Origin of the sequence: Pseudooceanicola nanhaiensis, assembly GCF_020171315.1 — a bacterium.
In the GTDB taxonomy this organism is placed as follows: Bacteria; Pseudomonadota; Alphaproteobacteria; order Rhodobacterales; family Rhodobacteraceae; genus Pseudooceanicola; species Pseudooceanicola nanhaiensis_A.
In genome coordinates this window covers 208,123-225,541 of record NZ_JAIUZP010000001.1, presented here as the reverse complement: position 1 = coordinate 225,541, position 17,419 = coordinate 208,123, and the positions used below count along the sequence as shown (strand labels likewise).

Annotated in this window: 12 protein-coding genes; 3 read left to right on the top strand and 9 right to left on the bottom strand. The window is 66.4% G+C overall.

Features of this window, described 5'->3' with window-relative positions; all coding sequences use genetic code 11:
• Nucleotides 1-51: 51 nt before the first annotated feature.
• The 5 genes from urtE to urtA form a co-directional block, all read right to left on the bottom strand.
• Nucleotides 52-747, bottom strand: coding sequence for an urea ABC transporter ATP-binding subunit UrtE (urtE, locus tag LCM32_RS00995; protein WP_224819197.1), 696 nt, complete (start codon nt 745-747; stop codon nt 52-54).
• A gap of 3 nt (nt 748-750) precedes the next feature.
• On the bottom strand, nt 751-1,491 hold the full coding sequence (gene urtD, locus LCM32_RS00990) for an urea ABC transporter ATP-binding protein UrtD (protein WP_224819196.1): 741 nt from the start codon (nt 1,489-1,491) through the stop codon (nt 751-753).
• Nucleotides 1,488-2,717 carry an urea ABC transporter permease subunit UrtC gene (gene urtC, locus LCM32_RS00985; RefSeq protein WP_224819195.1) on the bottom strand — a complete coding sequence of 410 codons (1,230 nt, stop codon included), beginning with the start codon at nt 2,715-2,717 and terminating at the stop codon, nt 1,488-1,490. The genes urtD and urtC overlap by 4 nt, the downstream gene beginning before the upstream one ends.
• Nucleotides 2,718-2,889: 172 nt before the next feature.
• Nucleotides 2,890-4,851, bottom strand: a complete 1,962-nt coding sequence (gene urtB / locus LCM32_RS00980) for an urea ABC transporter permease subunit UrtB (RefSeq protein WP_224819194.1) — start codon at nt 4,849-4,851, stop codon at nt 2,890-2,892.
• A gap of 134 nt (nt 4,852-4,985) precedes the next feature.
• Nucleotides 4,986-6,266, bottom strand: coding sequence for an urea ABC transporter substrate-binding protein (gene urtA / locus LCM32_RS00975; RefSeq protein ID WP_412070651.1), 1,281 nt, complete (start codon nt 6,264-6,266; stop codon nt 4,986-4,988).
• A 423-nt stretch (nt 6,267-6,689) separates the two neighbouring features.
• Here urtA and LCM32_RS00970 point away from each other — a divergent pair, with 423 nt between their 5' ends.
• Nucleotides 6,690-7,160 (top strand): GNAT family N-acetyltransferase, encoded by a 471-nt coding sequence (locus LCM32_RS00970; RefSeq protein WP_224819193.1) that lies wholly within the window; start codon nt 6,690-6,692, stop codon nt 7,158-7,160.
• A gap of 66 nt (nt 7,161-7,226) precedes the next feature.
• Here LCM32_RS00970 and LCM32_RS00965 read toward each other — a convergent pair whose 3' ends face one another.
• The 4 genes from LCM32_RS00965 to LCM32_RS00950 are packed head-to-tail and all read right to left on the bottom strand — an operon-like array spanning nt 7,227 to nt 11,185.
• Nucleotides 7,227-7,967 carry a proteasome-type protease gene (locus LCM32_RS00965; protein ID WP_224819192.1) on the bottom strand — a complete coding sequence of 247 codons (741 nt, stop codon included), beginning with the start codon at nt 7,965-7,967 and terminating at the stop codon, nt 7,227-7,229.
• A 30-nt stretch (nt 7,968-7,997) separates the two neighbouring features.
• Nucleotides 7,998-8,801 carry a transglutaminase family protein gene (locus LCM32_RS00960; protein ID WP_224819191.1) on the bottom strand — a complete coding sequence of 268 codons (804 nt, stop codon included), beginning with the start codon at nt 8,799-8,801 and terminating at the stop codon, nt 7,998-8,000.
• 3 nt (nt 8,802-8,804) lie between these two features.
• Nucleotides 8,805-9,746: an alpha-E domain-containing protein gene (locus LCM32_RS00955; RefSeq protein ID WP_224819190.1), complete on the bottom strand. Its 942-nt coding sequence runs from the start codon at nt 9,744-9,746 to the stop codon at nt 8,805-8,807.
• 11 nt (nt 9,747-9,757) lie between these two features.
• A complete protein-coding gene (locus LCM32_RS00950) occupies nt 9,758-11,185 on the bottom strand; it encodes a circularly permuted type 2 ATP-grasp protein (protein WP_224819189.1) in 1,428 nt (475 codons plus the stop codon).
• A 452-nt stretch (nt 11,186-11,637) separates the two neighbouring features.
• On the opposite strand from LCM32_RS00950, the gene LCM32_RS00945 reads away from it, so the two are divergent.
• On the top strand, nt 11,638-14,973 hold the full coding sequence (locus LCM32_RS00945) for a DUF2126 domain-containing protein (RefSeq protein ID WP_224819865.1): 3,336 nt from the start codon (nt 11,638-11,640) through the stop codon (nt 14,971-14,973).
• 3 nt (nt 14,974-14,976) lie between these two features.
• Entirely contained in the window at nt 14,977-17,409 is a 2,433-nt protein-coding gene (locus tag LCM32_RS00940) for a circularly permuted type 2 ATP-grasp protein (protein WP_224819188.1), read from the top strand.
• The last annotated feature ends 10 nt before the right edge of the window (nt 17,410-17,419 follow it).

Genomic DNA, 17,419 nt, shown 5'->3' with positions numbered 1-17,419 from the left:
CGCTTGCGCGCCCTCCCCCCGAGGATATTTGGGAACAGTGGATGAGGGCGGTCAGACGGAGACTTCGGCCATCAGGGTGTCCTTGGCGATCTCGCCCTTGGTGCCCGACGAGGTCACGGCGCCGCGCTTCATCACGTAGAACCGGTCCGCGAGGGCATAGGCGAACTCGAAGTATTGCTCGACGAGGATGATCGCCATGTTGCCCTGGTCGCGCAGGTATTCAATGACGCGGCCGATCTGCTGGATGATGTTGGGCTGGATGCCCTCGGTCGGCTCGTCGAGAAGCAGGAGCTTGGGCTTGGTCAGCATGGCGCGCGCGATGGCAAGCTGCTGCTGCTGGCCGCCCGAAAGGTCGCCGCCGCGGCGGTGGAGGAATTCCTTGAGGATCGGGAAGAGCTCGTAGATCTCGTCCGGGATCCGGTGTTCGGCGCGCGGGAGGCAGGCATAGGCCGTCTCCATGTTCTCCTTCACCGTGAGCAGCGGGAAGATCATCCGGCCCTGCGGCACGTAACCGATGCCCGCGTGGGCCAGGCGGTGGGCCGGCAGGCCGCCGACGCTCTGCCCGTCGAGGGTGACGGTGCCGCCCGAGAGCGGATGGGTGCCCGAGATCGCCTTGAGCAGGGAGGTCTTGCCGACGCCGTTGGTGCCCATGATGCAGGTCACTTCGCCGGTGCGGGCCTCGACGTCGATGCCGTGGAGGATCTGGCTCTGGCCGTAGTGCAGGGTGAGGTCCTTGGTTGTCAGCATGTCTCAGCGCCCCAGGTAGACATCGATCACCTGCTGGTTCGCAGTGACGTGATCCAGCGAACCCTCGGCCAGGACCGAGCCCTCGTGCAGGACCGTCACCTTGCAGTTCAGCCGGCGGACGAATTCCATGTCATGTTCCACCACCACGACCGCGCGGGTCTTGGCGGCCTCGACCAGCAGGTCGGTGGTATGTTCGCGTTCGGCCAGCGTCATGCCGGCGGCGGGTTCATCGACCAGCAGCAGGCGCGGTTCCTGCGCCAGCAGCATGCCGATCTCGAGCCATTGCTTCTGGCCGTGGGAGAGCTCTCCCGACTTGCGCGAAAGCTCGTCCGCGAGGCCGATCTCGGAGGCCAGTTCCTCGACCTTGCCGCGGTCCTTGAAGGTGGGCTTGTAGAAGAGCACCGGCAGCGGGCCACGGGCGTTCTTCACCGCCATCAGGAGGTTGTCGTAGACGCTCTGGTCCTCGAAGACCGTGGGGCGCTGGAACTTCCGCCCGATGCCCGCCTGGGCAATCTTGGCCTCGTTCATCTTGAGCAGGTTCACGGATTTCTCGCCCCAGATCACCCGGCCCTCGTCAGGGCGCGTCTTGCCGGTGACGATGTCCATGAAGGTGGTCTTGCCCGCCCCGTTCGGACCGATGATGGCGCGCAGCTCCGCCTCGCCGATCTGGAAGGAGAGGTTGTTGATGGCGCGGAAGCCGTCGAAGGTGACGGAGACGCCGGAGACCTCGAGAAGCGTGCTCATTCCTGTCCCTCCTTCTCGCGCAGGGAACCCTTGCCGGGGCCGTAGTCGGCGCCGTGGCGGTTCGGCGCCATGCGGGCCCCGACGAGGTCGAAGAGGCCGCCGATGCCCTTGGGCGCGAAGAGCGTCACAAGCACGAAGGAGAGGCCGAGGAGCACGAGCCACCAGTCGACCCAGTCGATCCGGTAGAAGCCGAGGTTCAGCGCAGGCACCATGCCGCCGGTGAACCAGGTGGAGACGAGGGAGACGACGGCGGCCCCGATGACGGCGCCGTAGAGGCGCCCCCGGCCACCGATTGCCACCCAGACCGCGAGGTAGATCGAGGCGATCGGGGCGATCTCGCCCGGGTTGATGATACCGGCCTGCGGGTAGTAGAGCGCGCCCGCCACGGCCGCGATGATGGCGGTCAGGGTGAAGATGAAGAGCTTGTAGGTTTCCACCGAGTAGCCGAGGAAGCGCACCCGCGCCTCGTCGTCACGGATGCCGCGCACCACGGAGCCGAACTTGCCCGAGACCACCCAGGCGGCGAGCAGGTAGCCGAGCCCGAGGGCGAGCGCGGAGGCCCAGAGGAACCAGACCGAGATCGCATCCTGCCCGGCGGTGACCCCGGGGAGGTTCTGCAGACCCGAGAGGCCGTTGTTGCCGCGCAGCCCGCTTTCGTTCTGGAAGAGGTAGAGCGAGAGCGCGAGCGTCATGGCCTGGGTCAGGATCGAGAGGTAGACGCCCGTCACCCGCGAGCGGAAGGCGAGCCAGCCGAAGACGAGGGCGAGGACGCCCGGGATCAGCACGACCAGCAGGAGTTGCAGCGTGAGCGAATGGGCGAAGGACCAGATAAGCGGGAACTCGGAGGAGCCAACGACGCCGAAGATCTGCGTGCCGATGGCGTCCTGCACCTCCTGCGCCGTGGGCGGGATCGGGGAATTGGCGAGGCTCTCGATCACGATGATCTCAGTCCGGGCGTACATCAGCCACATGCCCACCATGTAACCGCCGAGCCCGAAGAAGGCGAAATGGCCGAGGCTGAGGATGCCGCAGTAGCCCCAGACGAGATCCATCGCGATGGCCACGAGGCAGAGGCAGAGCGTGCGGCCCAGCGTCTTGACGAAGGAGGTGGAGATCCCGCCCGTGCCATAGGCATGGGACATCAGGGTGATCACCAGCGTGAAGACCGCAAGGCAGGCAAGGAAGATCAGGATCGACGGGTTGCGGGCGATGAAGCTGTTTTTCATGGCCGGGTCCTCGGGGCGTGGGTCTGGGGCATCATCGACGCCCTCGGGTCTTGCGCCTGCGGCGGGCGGGGATGGGGGGCCAGCCCCCCGACGCGCGGGGCGCGTCGCCCCCCGGGATATTTGAGAAACGGAAACCGGAGGGACCCTGTGGGCGACGAGACGTTGGTCATGCTCAATCTCCTGCCGCGCGGCCCTTGAGGGCGATGATGCCGCGGGGGCGGAACTGGATGAAGATGATGATGAAGATGATCATGTAGGTCTGGGCCGCCAGCGTGTTCGACGGGTTCAGCCATTCGATCCCCTTCTGCAGGAAGCCGATCATCGTGGCGCCCGCCAGCGTGCCCCAGACATTGCCGACGCCGCCCACGACCACGGTCATGAAGCTTTGGACGATGTAGCCCTGGCCAAGCTCGGAGGTGACCTGGGCGAAGAGCCCGATGGCCACGCCCGCGATGCCCGCGATGCCGGAGCCGAGGCCGAAGGTCAGCATGTTCACCCGGTCGGGGTTGATGCCCATGGAGGCCGCCATGCGGGGGTTCTGGGTCACCGCGCGGGTTTCGAGCCCGAGGCGGGTGCGCTGCATGATGAAGAGGTAGATGGCGAGGAACACGAGGGCGAGGACGAAGATCGCCACCCGGATCCACGAGATCCCGATGATGTCGTTGATCACAAGTTGCCCGTCGAGCCAGCCCGGCGAGGTCAGCGGGCGGGCCTGGGTGCCGAAGATGTTCTTGGCCAGCTGCTGCAGCGCGATGGAGATGCCGAAGGTGGCGAGCAGGGTTTCCAGCGGGCGCGAGTAGAGCCAGCGGATCACGAGACGCTCCATCGCCACGCCGGCGGCGAAGGTCACCGCGAAGGCGACCGGGATCGCGACGAGGATCGAGACGGTGTAGTTCGGGATCAGCTGTTGCAGCACGTAGCCGGTATAGGCGCCCATCATGATGAACTCGCCGTGGGCCATGTTGATCACGCCCATGACGCCGAAGGTGATGGCAAGGCCGATGGCGGCCAGGAAGTAGATCGAGGCGAGCGAGAGCGCGTCGAGCGCGAGGTCGATGAACTGGTTCACCGCCAGCTTCAGCTCGATGGAGTTCAGCGCCTCTTCGGCCGCATCTGTAACGGCGGCGGAGGGCTCGACATAGCGGTCGAAGAAGCTGTGCGCCGCAAGCGCGGCCTCGACCTCGGATTGGGTGGCGGCGGCGGGGACGGTGCCCGCGGCCTCCAGCGCGTCATAGGCGCGGTCCCGGGCGGCCGGATCGGAGAGCTCGGCCACCGGCACGCCGCCCACGCGGCCCTCGACGATATTGGCGGCCAGCGCCTGACGCTGGGCGTCGGCGGTGAGGCGCGCGGGGGCGAGGCCCGCGGAGACGAGCAGACCATAGGCCTCCTCGGCCGGGAATGTCTCGCTGCCCGGGGTCAGCTCGGCTGCGATGTTCGCGCCGGCGGGCGGCTCGCCCGCGACCACCTCGCGCCGGGTGGCGAGGATCGGGTTCAGCGCGGCGCGCACGTCGACGGCGAGGTCACCGCGGAAATAGGCGATCGCCTCGATCCGGGCCGCGTCCGTGGCACCGAAGCGGATGGTCAGCAGCCGTTCGAGGCGCTCCTTCTGGGCGCGGATGGCGGCGTCGGGCTCGTTCTCGATCGCGGCGCGCAGCACCGGCAGGTGATCGGCGTTGCCGTCGCGGGCCAGCGCGTCGAGCGCGGCGCGGCGGCGGGAAATATCGGGATCGGAAAGCTGGAACTGCACCAGCGCCGAGGCGATCAGCCCCCGGATGCCGGAGTTCGGCTTGAGCTGGTCGAAGCCCTCGTCGGGGACTTCGCCCAGATCGGTGGGGCCGTCGAACGCGTAAAGGTGCAGCGTGTCGCGGTTCACTTCCTCTGCGTAGAAGAAGAGGCCATCGCTTTCGCGCTGCCACATCTCGCGGGCCTCCCATTTCTCCAGCACGAGGGCGGCGCCGTCGAGCCCGCTGTCGCGGATCGCGTCGATGGCCGGGCCAATGGTGCGGCGGGAGGAATCCTCGATCAGCGCGCGCTGGCTCTGCAGCAGGTCCTGCAGCGGGCCTTCCTGAGCGGCGAGCGGCGTGGCGAGGAGGGAAATCAGGCACAACAGTGCCGAAAGAAGTCTACGCGGCATCAGACCCACTTGATCCTTTCGGGGCGCGACGCGCCGGGCGGAACGGCACGCGGAGCGGCAGTCAGTCAGTCAGTTAGTCAGGGCCCGGGCGACGGATGCACCGCCCGGGCCGCGTGATCAGCGTGAAACGCGGATCAGTAGTTGGACTGGAGCTGGACGCAGCTTTCGGTCTCGGTGTTGTACATACCGCAGCCGAGGCCCGGCCAGTCGGACTTCAGCTTGGCCGATTCCGGCAGGAAGTCGGTCCAGGCGTCGCCGGGGACGGGATCGGTTTCGGAGATGATGTCGAACTGGCCATCCTCGAGGATCTCGCCGATCAGCACCGGCTTGGTGAGGTGGTGGTTCGGGAGCATCTCGGCGGTGCCGCCGGTCAGGTTCGGGAAGGTCTGGCCGACCATCGCGTCGATGACCGTGTCAACATCGGTGGTGCCCGATGCTTCGACCGCCTGCACCCACATGTTGAAGCCGATGTAGTGGGCTTCCATCGGGTCGTTGGTCACGCGGTCTGCGCCGGCGTAGGCTTTCCACTGCTCGACGAAAGCGGCGTTCTCGGGGGTGTCGGCGGACTGGAAGTAGTTCCATGCCGCGAGGTGACCCACGAGGTTCGAGGTATCGAGGCCGGAGAGTTCTTCTTCACCGACCGAGAAGGCCACGACGGGGATGTCGTCTGCGGAGATGCCCTGCGCCGCGAGTTCCTTGTAGAAGCCGATGTTCGCGTCACCGTTGATGGTGGAGATCACGCCGACCTTCTTGCCGTCCGCGCCAAGCGCCACGACGTCCGACACGATCTTGGACCAGTCGGAGTGACCGAAGGGGGTGTAGTTCACGAAGATGTCTTCCTTCGCGATGCCCTTCGACTCGAGGTAGGACTCGAGGATGTTGTTCGTGGTGCGCGGATAGACGTAGTCGGTGCCGAGCAGCGCGAACTTCTCGACGCCGAGTTCGTCGAGGAAGTAATCGGTGGCCGGGATCGCCTGCTGGTTCGGAGCGGCGCCGGTGTAGAAGACGTTCTTGGAGGATTCTTCACCCTCGTACTGGACCGGGTAGAACAGCAGGCCGTTCAGTTCCTCGATCACCGGCAGCACGGATTTCCGCGACACCGAGGTCCAGCAGCCGAACATCACGTCCACGTTGGAGACGGTCATCAGCTCGCGTGCCTTTTCGGCGAAGAGCGGCCAATCGGAGGCCGGGTCCACCACGACGGCTTCGAGCTGCTTGCCCAGCACGCCGCCCTTTGCGTTCTGCTCGTCGATGAGCATCAGCATGGTGTCCTTCAGGGTGGTTTCCGAGATCGCCATGGTGCCCGAGAGCGAATGCAGGACGCCGACCTTGATGGTGTCCTGTGCGAAAGCGGCGGTGCTCAGCAGGAGGGAGCCGGCAGCGGCCCCGAGCATCGTCTTGAGAAATTTCGACATGTTTCAATAACCCCTTCGAAATGCCGCCGGGGTCGCGCAGGAACGGTATCGCGGTCGTTGAAACGCCCCGATTTCCCCCCATATCGCTAAGGCGACATTCTGTTGCATTCGTGCGGTGGCGACCGACCAGCCAAGCAGGTTCGTCACCGCACACCCTTCATGCGGCGCAATGTCCGCGGCCCCAGCTAAGAGGTCTTTCCCCACCAATGGAGAAAAAAGACCTGTATACCGGCATGTCGGAGGCATGGTTCACGGGGCGCTGCACAGGATCGTGGCAGATACGGTGTATAGCGCCCAACTCTTGTGCGCCAAACGCATGGCACGGTGCCGTTTCAGCATGACATCAGGGCCATTTCGGCACAGCGTCGGCCAGCCGCCCCCTCCGGGACGCGGAGCTCAACCCTAGGAATTCATGGAGTTTTCATGGAATCGCTGCACCTCTCTCCGCTGACGCCCGACGATGCTGCCGAGGCAGCGGCCCTCTTCTTTCGTGCGGTGCGGGAGGGGACGCAGGCGCATTACACGGCGCAGCAGCGTGCCGCCTGGGCCCCTGCCCCGCCCGATCCGGCGGCATGGCGGGAGAAGTTCACGGCGCAATTCGGCGTCACCGCCCGGGAGGGCGGCAGCCTTGCCGGCTTCATCACGATGGATGGCGCCGGGTATCTCGACCTTGCCTTCGTCGCGCCCGAGTGGATGGGGCGGGGCGTGGCGGTCCGGCTCTATGCCGCGCTGGAGGAGGAGGCCCGCCGCCGGGGCCTCGGCCACCTGACCAGCGAGGCCAGTCACCTGGCCCGGCCCTTCCTGCTGCGGCAGGGCTGGCAGGTCATCACCGCGCAGCAGGTCGAGCGGCGCGGCGTGACGCTGGAGAATTTTAGGATGGAAAAGCGGCTCTAGCCCCAGAGCCTTAGCCCCGGGGCTTCAGCTCTTCAGCCTCAGCTCTCGGGCCTTAGCTCTTCGGCCTCAGCTATCGGGCAGTTCGAAGTCCGGCAGCGCGCCGAAGGCATCGCGCAGGGCGACGCCCCAGCCGTTCGAGATCGTCTCGAAGTAGCTGTCATCCACCTTGATGCGGCCGAGGGTGCCCGTGGCACAGCTGTCGACCGGGTAGATGTGGTAATCCAGCGGCAGCGCGACAGAGAGGTTCGCCTTGATGGTGCTGTCGAAGGAGACGAGCAGCAGCTTCATCGCCTCTTCGAAGGTCATCGCGGGATCATAGGCCCGGATCAGGATCGGGCGGCCATACTTCGTCTCGCCGATCTGGAAGAAGGGCGTGTCGGCACCGGCCTCGATGAAGTTGCCCTCCGGGTAGATCAGGAAGAGCCGCGGCGCGCCGCCCTTGATCTGACCGCCGAGGATGATCGTCGCGTTGAAGGTCGCATCGGCCTTCTGGCCCACGTCCGCGTGGGTCGCGATCACTTCCTTCAGGGTGGAGCCGACAAGCTGCGCAACCTGGAACATCGACTCGAGGCGCAGGATCTCGGGCTCGCGGTTCTCGACCGTCTTGGTGCGCTCCTGCAGCAGGCTGACCACGGCCTGCGTGGTGGCAAGGTTGCCCGCCGTCATCATGGTGATGGAGCGTTCGCCCGGCACCTCGAAGGTGTGCATCTTGCGGAAGGTCGAAATGTTATCGACGCCCGAATTGGTCCGGGTGTCGGACATGAAGACCATGCCACGGTCAAGCTGGATACCCACGCAGTAGGTCATAGGGGCGACTCCGAGGAAGAGAACCGGATCCTATTGCTGTACTTGCAACGAAACGTAAAGCTCTTCCTTCGCAGAGCCGTGCCGCAGCCCGTGCACAGGGGCGGCCTCGCCATAGTCGCGGCCCACGGCGACGCGGACATAGCGTTCATCGGGGCAGATCTCGTTGGAGACGTCGAAGCCGACCCAGCCCAGCGGGCCCACGTGCACCTCGGCCCAGCCGTGTGCGGCCTCCTGCTGATCCGTGCCCTGCATCATCAGGTAGCCCGAAACGTAGCGCGCGGGCAGGCCCAGGTGCCGGGCCGATGCGATCATGATGTGCGCATGGTCCTGACAGACGCCCTTGCCCCCCGCCAGCGCCTCTTCGGCGGTGGTGGTGGCCGTGGTCACGCCCTTCTCGTAGGCAACCGCCTCGCCGATCAGGCCCGAGAGCTTGTGCATCGCGCCCAGCGCGTCGCTGGCGACGTCGCCTTCCAGCCCCTTCACCAGCTTGCGGACCGCCGTGCCCGGGGTCGTGACAGGGGTCTTCTGCTGGAAGAGCCACAGCGGCGCGTGGCCCTTGTCCTGTCCCAGCACGCCGTTGCGATCCTCGGTTTCCACTTCGCCGGTGCAGGTGATCTCGACCTTCTGGGCCTCCTTGTCCATCAGGACGAGGTCCACATGATTGCGGAAATGGTCGGTGAAGGACACCTGCGGCGTGGCCCCGCTGACGTGGGACGACCAGCTGTAGACCCGTTGCCCGTGCCCGTCGCGCGGCGTCAGCCGCAGTTGGAGCAGCGCGTAATGCAACGGCTGGTCATAGGAGTAGCTGGTCGTATGCGTGATCTTCAACCGCATGGGTCACCCGTAAAACCGAAAATCCTGCTGAATCTGCGATGCGATCTCAGCGATCCTTACGATGCTGCCTTCGAGGAATTCGTGCAACCCATCGTCGAAGATCTGATCCACGGTCAGCGCGGCCAGTTCGGCGTTCACCTGTGCGGCCATCTCGACGCAGGGCAGCGGCCCGTCGTGATCGCGCTGGAGGTAGGCAAGGTTACCCGCCAGCTTGGAGGCGCAGAACGCCAGCGAGCGCGGCATCCGCTTGTCGAGGATCAGGAACTTGGCGATCCCCATGGCGGAGGTCTCCTCCTCGTTCAGCCAGCGGAAGGACCGCAGTGCCGACACCGACCGCAGGATCGTCTCCCACTGGTTGTTGTCCATTGAGGAGCCGACGAAGGCCGAGGAGGGCAGCAGGATGTAATACTTCACATCCAGAATGCGCGCGGTGTTGTCGGCCCGTTCAAGGAACGTGCCGATCCGGGCGAAATCGAAGATCTCGTTGCGCAGCATGGTGCCGTGCAGGGCGCCGCGCACCACCGCCGAATGCTGCCGCACCGAGGTCAGAACCTCGGCGAGGTTCTTCACCGAGACCGGACGGGCCAGCGCGGTCTTCATTGTCATCCAGGTCTCGTTCGTGGCTTCCCAGACCTCGGCGGAGAGCGCGGTGCGCACCATCCGCGCGTTCTGGCGCGCCATCTCGATCGAGTTCATGACCGAGGAGGGGTTGTCCTTGTCCCGCAGGAGGAAGTTGATCACATGCCCCTGCTCGAAGGTGTCGTATTTCTCGAGGTAGAGCTCGCGCACACCGGCGGTGGTCACGATGCTCTCCCATTCCGTCTCGGCCTCGTTGGACGAGGTCAGCGCGATCCGGAACCCGGTTTCCAGCAGGCGGGCGGTGTTCTCGCTCCGCTCGAGGTAGCGGAACATCCAGAACAGGCCCCCGGCGGTTCTTCCCAGCATTGCCATTCCGATCAGTCCCCCAGAACCCAGGTGTCTTTGGTCCCGCCGCCCTGCGACGAGTTCACAACGAGCGAGCCTTCCTTCAGCGCCACCCGCGTCAGCCCGCCCGCCGTGATGTGGATCTTCTTGGGCGAGACGAGGACGAAGGGCCGCAGGTCGACGTGGCGCGGCGCAAGCCCCGCCTTGGTCATGATCGGCACGGTCGAGAGCGCCAGCGTCGGCTGGGCGATGTAGTTCTTGGGCTTGGCGCGCAGCTTGGCCTCGAACTCTGCCAGCTCCTTCTTGGAGGCGGCGGGCCCGACGAGCATGCCGTAGCCGCCCGAGCCGTGCACTTCCTTCACCACCAGTTCGGCAAGGTGATCGAGCACGTAGGCCAGGCTGTCGGGCTCCGAGCAGCGCCACGTCGGCACGTTCTGCAGGATCGCCTTCTCGCCGGTGTAGAACTCGACGATATCCGGCATGTAGCTGTAGAGCGCCTTGTCGTCCGCGATGCCGGTGCCCGGCGCATTGGCAATGGTGATGTTGCCCGCGCGATAGACATCCATGATGCCCGGCACGCCCAGCATGCTTTCCGGGTTGAAGGTCAGCGGATCGAGGTAGGCATCGTCGACGCGGCGATAGATCACGTCGATCGGCTTGTAGCCCCGGATCGTGCGCATGTTGACCCGGCCATCCACGATGCGCAGATCGCTGGCCTCCACCAGTTCCGCGCCCATCTGGTCGGCGAGGAAGCTGTGCTCGAAATAGGCCGAGTTGTGGATGCCCGGCGTCAGCACCGCCAGCGTCGGCTTGCTGCCCGAGAAGTTCGGCGGCGCGCTCTCGCTCAGCGAGCGGCGCAGTTCGGCCGGATAGGACGAAACCGGCCGCACCTTCATCTGGGTGAAGAGCTCCGGGAACATCGACAGCATCGTCTCGCGGTTCTCCAGCATGTAAGAGACGCCGGAGGGCGTACGCGCGTTGTCTTCCAGAACGTAGAATTCATTCTCGCCGGTGCGCACGAGGTCGGTGCCGACGATATGGGTATAGACGCCGCCCGGCGGCGTGACGCCCACCATCTGCGGCAGGTAGGCTTCGTTTCCGCTGATGATCTCGGGCGGGATACGCCCGGCCTTCAGGATTTCCTGCCGGTGATAGATGTCCGCGAGGAAGGCGTTGATCGCGCGCACCCGCTGCTCGATCCCGCGCTCCAACTGGCGCCATTCGCTGGCCGAGATGATCCGCGGCACGATGTCGAAGGGGATCAGCCGTTCATCCGCCTCGGACTGGCCGTAGACGTTGAAGGTGATCCCGATGCGGCGGAAGAAGGCTTCCGCCTCGGCCGACTTCTTCAGAAGGCTCTTGGGGTCCTCGCCGGAAAACCAGTCTGCGTAATTGGAATAGGGCGGACGGGCATCCCCGCCTGGATTCATCATTTCGTCAAAGAACTTACTGTCCGTCATGCCACCCTCGTTCTCCCTTCATCCGAGCGTTGCGCGGTCCTGATCCATACCGCCTGCATACAGGCTGGTCCAGTGCAGGACCCGTCGGGACATCAGGGCGCAACGCCGCAGGCCCGACAGTTCCAGCTTTCCGCGGGATGCGCGATTCTGACCACGCGGCGCAGCGGGAATTTCCGCCTCCATCATAGGCAGCTGCCGGGAATTTGCGCAAACCCTGCGTCACCCTTGGCGGGGAACCGGCCCGAATCAAGCGGTTCCGCGCCGCTGGCGCGCCCTTCCACCGTAGAGGTCGCGGCCTGCCCCGGCCTGTCGTCGCCCTCTCCGCGCAAGAGCCTGTTTTTTCGCCCCGACATCCCCTATCCCTTTGGGATGCGTACATCCGTCCTTGCCTGACAGGGCCGCTCCCGGATGTGATGGAACGCACTGCGCAGCAACTCAGGGTGACACGCTCCATGTCGATCAACGCCGCGATCTACCACCTGACCCATTACAAGTACGACCGTCCGGTGACGCTCGGCCCGCAGATCATCCGTCTGCGCCCGGCGCCGCATTCCCGGACCCGGGTCATCAGCCATTCGCTGAAGGTCAGCCCCGGCGGGCATTTCGTGAACCATCAGCAGGACCCTTACGGCAACTGGATGGCGCGCTTCGTCTTCCCGGAGCCGGTGCGCGAATTCAAGATCGAGGTCGACCTCGTGGCCGACATGTCGGTCTACAACCCCTTCGACTTCTTCGTGGAGGAAAGCGCCGAGACATGGCCCTTCCCCGCCCCGCTTGAGCTGGGCAACGACCTGTCGATCTATTCCACGCCCGAACCGATGACGCCGCTCTTGGCGAAGTTCATGGAGGGCATCCCGCGCGATCAGGACCGGACCATCGACTTCCTCGTCGGGCTCAACGCCTACGTCTCGAACCACGTCGATTACACGATCCGGATGGAACCCGGGGTGCAGACCCCGGACGAAACGCTGCAACGGGTGTCGGGCTCCTGCCGCGACAGCTCGTGGCTGCTGGTGCAGGTGCTGCGCAACCTCGGCTTCGCCGCGCGCTTCGTCTCGGGCTACCTGATCCAGCTGAAGCCCGATCTGAAATCGCTCGACGGGCCCTCGGGCACGGATCACGACTTCACCGACCTGCACGCATGGGTCGAGGTCTATATCCCCGGCGCGGGCTGGATCGGCCTTGATCCGACCTCGGGCCTGCTGACCGGCGAGAGCCACATCCCGCTGGCCGCCACGCCGCACTACCGCTCTGCCGCGCCGATCGCGGGCATGGCCTCCTATGCCGAGGTGGATTTCCAGTTCGACATGAAGGTCGACCGGGTGTCCGAACATCCGCGGATCACCAAGCCCTTCTCCGATGCCTCGTGGGAGCGTCTGAACGCGCTCGGCAAGAAGGTGGACGAGAAGCTGGCCGAAGGCGATGTCCGCCTGACGATGGGGGGCGAGCCGACCTTCGTCTCGATCGACGACTTTGAGAGCGCCGAGTGGAACACCGCCGCCGTGGGCCCGATGAAACGCGGCCTTGCGGATGAGCTGATCCGCAAGCTGCGGCTGAAGTTCGCCCCGGGCGGCTTCCTGCATTACGGTCAGGGCAAGTGGTATCCGGGCGAGACCCTGCCGCGCTGGACCTTCAGCCTCTTCTGGCGCAAGGACGGCAAGCCGATCTGGCGCAACGCCGACCTGATCGCGCGCGAGGACGAGACCTACGACCACGCCACGCCCGAGAACGCGCAGGCGCTTCTGCAAGAGGTCGCCAACCAGCTGGAACTCGGCCCCGAGTTCGTGGAACCCGCCTGGGAGGATCCAGGCGAATGGCTGCTGAAAGAGGCGCAGCTGCCCGACAACGTCACGCCCGAGAACAACAAGCTGAAGGACCCCGAGGAACGCCACCGCATGGCCAAGGTGTTCGAACGGGGCCTGACCACACCGTCGGGCTATGTGCTGCCGGTGCAGGCCTGGCAGGGCCGCGCGTCGGGGCGCAAGTGGCAGACCGAACGCTGGTCGCTGCGCCGTGGGCGCATCTTCCTCGTGCCCGGTGACAGCCCCGTGGGCTATCGCCTGCCGCTGGGATCGCTGTCCTACGTCAAGCCCTCGGCCTATCCCTATATCTACCCCTCGGACCCGACCGAGGTGAAACCGCCGCTGCCCGATTACGACCTGCCCGAGGATGCGGATGCCGCGCGGGCGCATCAGGCCACGGCCTCGTTCACCGCCACGCCGGTGGGGCAGACCATCGTGGAACAGACCGCCGAACTGGGCGGCGCCGTGCGCACCGCGATCTCGGTCGAGCCGCGCAATGGCAAGCTGTCGGTCTTCCTGCCCCCGACCGAGGACGTCGAGGATTACCTCGACCTGCTGGCCGCCGTCGAAGCAGCCGCGGGCAAGCTGGAGCTCAAGGTGCATATCGAAGGCTATGCGCCGCCCCATGACAGCCGGATCAACGTGATCCGCGTCGCCCCCGATCCCGGCGTGATCGAGGTGAACATCCACCCCGCCGACACCTGGCAGGACTGCGTGGACACCACCATGGCGATCTACGAGGAGGCCCGGCAGACCCGCCTTGGCGCCGACAAGTTCATGATCGACGGGCGCCACACCGGCACCGGCGGCGGCAACCACGTCGTCGTGGGCGGGGCCACGCCCAACGACAGCCCCTTCCTGCGCCGCCCCGACCTGCTGCGCTCGCTGATCCTCTACTGGCAGCGGCATCCCTCGCTGTCCTACCTCTTCTCCGGCCTCTTCATCGGCCCGACCTCGCAGGCGCCCCGGATCGACGAGGCCCGGCTCGACACGCTCTACGAGTTGGAGATCGCCCTGTCGCAGATCCCCGATCCCGGCGAGGATTACCCCAAGCCGATGCCGTGGCTGGTGGACCGGCTGCTGCGCAACATGATGACCGATGTCACCGGCAACACCCACCGGGCCGAGATCTGCATCGACAAGCTCTATTCCCCCGACGGGCCCACGGGTCGTCTGGGCCTCGTGGAGTTCCGCGGCTTCGAGATGCCGCCCGATGCCAAGATGAGCCTCGCCCAGCAGGTGCTGATCCGCGCGATCATCGCCCGGATGTGGCATTCCCCCATCAAGGGCAAACCGGTCCGCTGGGGCACGGTGCTGCACGACCGGTTCATGCTGCCGCATTTCGTCTGGGAGGATTTCCGCGACGTGCTGCGCGACCTCGAGGATCACGGCTACCCGGTCGAGGAGGAATGGTTCATCGCCCAGAAGGAGTTCCGCTTCCCGTTCTGCGGCGAGGTCACCTACGAGGGCTGCACGCTGGAACTGCGGCAGGCTCTGGAGCCGTGGCACGTGCTGGGCGAAACCGGCGCCATCGGCGGCACGGTGCGCTATACCGACAGCTCGGTCGAGCGGCTGCAGGTGCAGCTGTCCACCAAGAACCCCGGGCGCTATGCCGTCACCTGCAACGGTCGCATGGTGCCGCTGGCAGGGACCGAGACCTCGGGCACCTTCGTGGGCGGCGTGCGCTACAAGGCATGGCAACCGCCCGAGGCGCTGCACCCGGTGCTGCCGGTGAACGCACCGCTGCATTTCGACATCTATGACACATGGACCGGCCGGGCGATCGGTGGCTGCACCTATCACGTTGCACATCCCGGCGGACGCAACTACGACACCTTCCCGGTGAACGGTAACGAGGCCGAGGCCCGCCGCCTTGCCCGGTTCGAGGCCAAGGGGCATACGCCCGGTTCGTACCAGCCACCGTCGGAAAGCACGCACCCCGAGTTCCCGCACACGCTGGACCTGCGGCGGTCCCCCGGAGTCTGACCCATGTCGCAGGGCCAATCCCAAGGCCAGCCCGCCGGAGACGGCAAACCGGCCAAACCCTCGGAAGCGCCTGAAAAGGCGCTTCTGGCACGCTACAAGACACGCCCCGGCGTGGCCGACGAACTGCTGGATGCCGAGGGCAACATGCGCCCGGCATGGCGCTGGCTGCTGCGGCAGGTCGGCTCCCTCGACGAAGAGGCGCTGGAGGCCCGGTTTGCCCGGGGCGACCAGTACCTGCGCGACGCGGGCGTGTTCTATCGCCAGTATTCCGACAAGGACATGGGCGAACGCGCCTGGCCGCTGTCCCACGTCCCCGTCCTGCTGCACGAGGACGAATGGGCCGGCATCAGCGCCGGGCTGATCCAGCGCGCCGAGCTGTTGGAAAAGATCGTCGCCGATCTCTACGGGTCGCAATCGCTGATTTCCGGGGGCTACCTCCCACCCGAGCTGATCGCCCAGAACCCGGAATGGCTGCGCCCCGTGGTGGGTGTGCCGCCGGTCTCGGGCCGCTACCTGCATTTCCTCGCCTTCGAGATCGGGCGCTCGCCCGACGGGTCGTGGTTCGTCCTCGGCGACCGGGCGCAGGCGCCGTCGGGTGCAGGCTTCGCGCTGGAAAACCGCGTCGCCAGCACGCGGATGTTCCCCGAACAGTTCCAGAAATCGAACATCCACCGGGTCGCCACCTTCTTCCGCGCCTTCCGCGATGCGATGGAAGGACTGGGCCAGATCACCCCCGCAGGGCTCACCGGCGACATGGCGCGCCCCGCGATCCTGACCCCCGGCCCCGGCAACGACACCTATTTCGAACACACGTTCATCGCCCGTTATCTCGGCATGATGCTGCTGGAGGGCGAGGATCTGACCGTCCGTGACGGGCAGGTGATGGTGCGCACCGTGTCCGGGCTCAAGCCTGTCTCGGTACTTTGGCGCCGGCTCGACGCCAACTTCGCCGATCCGCTGGAGCTTGACGAGAGTTCGCGCATCGGCACGCCCGGCCTCGTCTCGGCGCTGCGGCAGGGCACGCTCTCGATGGTCAACGCCCTTGGCGCCGGGGTGCTGGAAAGCCGCGCGCTGATGGCCTTCCTGCCCCGGATCAGCCATGCCCTGCTGGGCGCGCCGCTGGCGCTGCCCAACATCGCGACATGGTGGTGCGGCCAGCCCAACGAACGCGCCCACGTCGAGGCCAACATCGACCGGATGATGATGGGCCGCGCCCTCTCCACCTCGCTGCCCTTCGAGCCCGACCCGATGCTGCCCCCCGGCACCGACCTTGCCACGCAGATCGAGGCCATGGGCGAGGCGCTGGTGGGACAGGAGGCGGTGACGCTCTCCACCACGCCGGTCTGGCATGACGGCAAGCTGGAACCGCGCCCCATGACGGTGCGCGTCTTCGCGGCCCGGACCCCGGCAGGCTGGCAGATCATGCCCGGCGGCTACGCGCGGATCGGGCGCAGCGACGACGCCTCGGCCCTTGCGATGCAGCGCGGCGGCTCGGTCGCCGATGTGTGGATCGTCTCCGACAAGGAGGTGCCGCAGGACACGATGATCGAGACGGGCGGCCCCGCCCTGCGCGGGCGGGCCTCGATCCTGCCCTCGCGGGCGGCGGACAACCTCTTCTGGCTGGGCCGCTACGTGGAGCGGGCCGAGGGCACGATCCGCATGCTGCGCGCCTGGCACCTGCGCCTGGACGAGACCGGCGATCCCGAGGCGGCGCGGCTGGAGGCCCTGAACGGCCTGCTGGAGCTGATGAGCCTCGACCCCGCCGAACGGGTGCCGCAGCAGCTGACCGGGCAACTCGATTCCGCCCGCTACTGCGCCGGGCAGGTCCGCGACCGCTTCTCGGTCGATGCCTGGACCGAGCTGCGGGAGCTCTCCTACCTCGCCAACCTGATCTCGGGCAAATCGCGGGTCGGGGATGGGGCCTCGCGGGATCTTGGCCAGCTGCTGCGCCGGGTCACGGGCTTCTCTGGCCTCGTGCACGAGAACATGTATCGCTTCACCGGCTGGCGCTTCCTCAGCTTCGGCCGGGCGCTGGAACGGTCGGAACACACGACGATGCTGCTGGCGCAGCTCTGCGACGAGGATGCGCCGCAGGGCAGCGCCGAGCTGATGACCGAACTGGGCGACAGCATGATGACGCACCGACGCCGCTACCGGAACGATCCGCGGCGCGAAACGGTGCTGGACCTGATCCTGCTGGACCCGGACAACCCGCGCTCCGTCCTGTTCCAGATCGCAGCCATGCGCCGGCTGGAGGAGGCGCTGCCGCAGGTGCAGGGCACCGCGCGGCTGTCGCCGCTGGCCCGCGCCCTGCTGGAGATCGACACCGAACTGCGCACCACCGACGCCGTCGACTGGGACAGCGAGCGGTTGATAGCTCTGCGCGGGCGGCTGCTGTCGCTGGCGGGGCTGCTGGCCTCGCTCTATCTTGGCTAGGGGGGACGGC

Bases quoted from the DNA above. Each gene is read 5' to 3' on its own strand.
- urtE (WP_224819197.1), bottom strand. From the start codon at position 747: ATGCTGACAACCAAGGACCTCACCCTGCACTACGGCCAGAGCCAGATC.
- urtD (WP_224819196.1), bottom strand. From the start codon at position 1,491: ATGAGCACGCTTCTCGAGGTCTCCGGCGTCTCCGTCACCTTCGACGGC.
- urtC (WP_224819195.1), bottom strand. From the start codon at position 2,717: ATGAAAAACAGCTTCATCGCCCGCAACCCGTCGATCCTGATCTTCCTT.
- urtB (WP_224819194.1), bottom strand. From the start codon at position 4,851: ATGCCGCGTAGACTTCTTTCGGCACTGTTGTGCCTGATTTCCCTCCTC.
- urtA (WP_412070651.1), bottom strand. From the start codon at position 6,266: ATGTCGAAATTTCTCAAGACGATGCTCGGGGCCGCTGCCGGCTCCCTC.
- LCM32_RS00970 (WP_224819193.1), top strand. From the start codon at position 6,690: ATGGAATCGCTGCACCTCTCTCCGCTGACGCCCGACGATGCTGCCGAG.
- LCM32_RS00965 (WP_224819192.1), bottom strand. From the start codon at position 7,967: ATGACCTACTGCGTGGGTATCCAGCTTGACCGTGGCATGGTCTTCATG.
- LCM32_RS00960 (WP_224819191.1), bottom strand. From the start codon at position 8,801: ATGCGGTTGAAGATCACGCATACGACCAGCTACTCCTATGACCAGCCG.
- LCM32_RS00955 (WP_224819190.1), bottom strand. From the start codon at position 9,746: ATGCTGGGAAGAACCGCCGGGGGCCTGTTCTGGATGTTCCGCTACCTC.
- LCM32_RS00950 (WP_224819189.1), bottom strand. From the start codon at position 11,185: ATGACGGACAGTAAGTTCTTTGACGAAATGATGAATCCAGGCGGGGAT.
- LCM32_RS00945 (WP_224819865.1), top strand. From the start codon at position 11,638: ATGTCGATCAACGCCGCGATCTACCACCTGACCCATTACAAGTACGAC.
- LCM32_RS00940 (WP_224819188.1), top strand. From the start codon at position 14,977: ATGTCGCAGGGCCAATCCCAAGGCCAGCCCGCCGGAGACGGCAAACCG.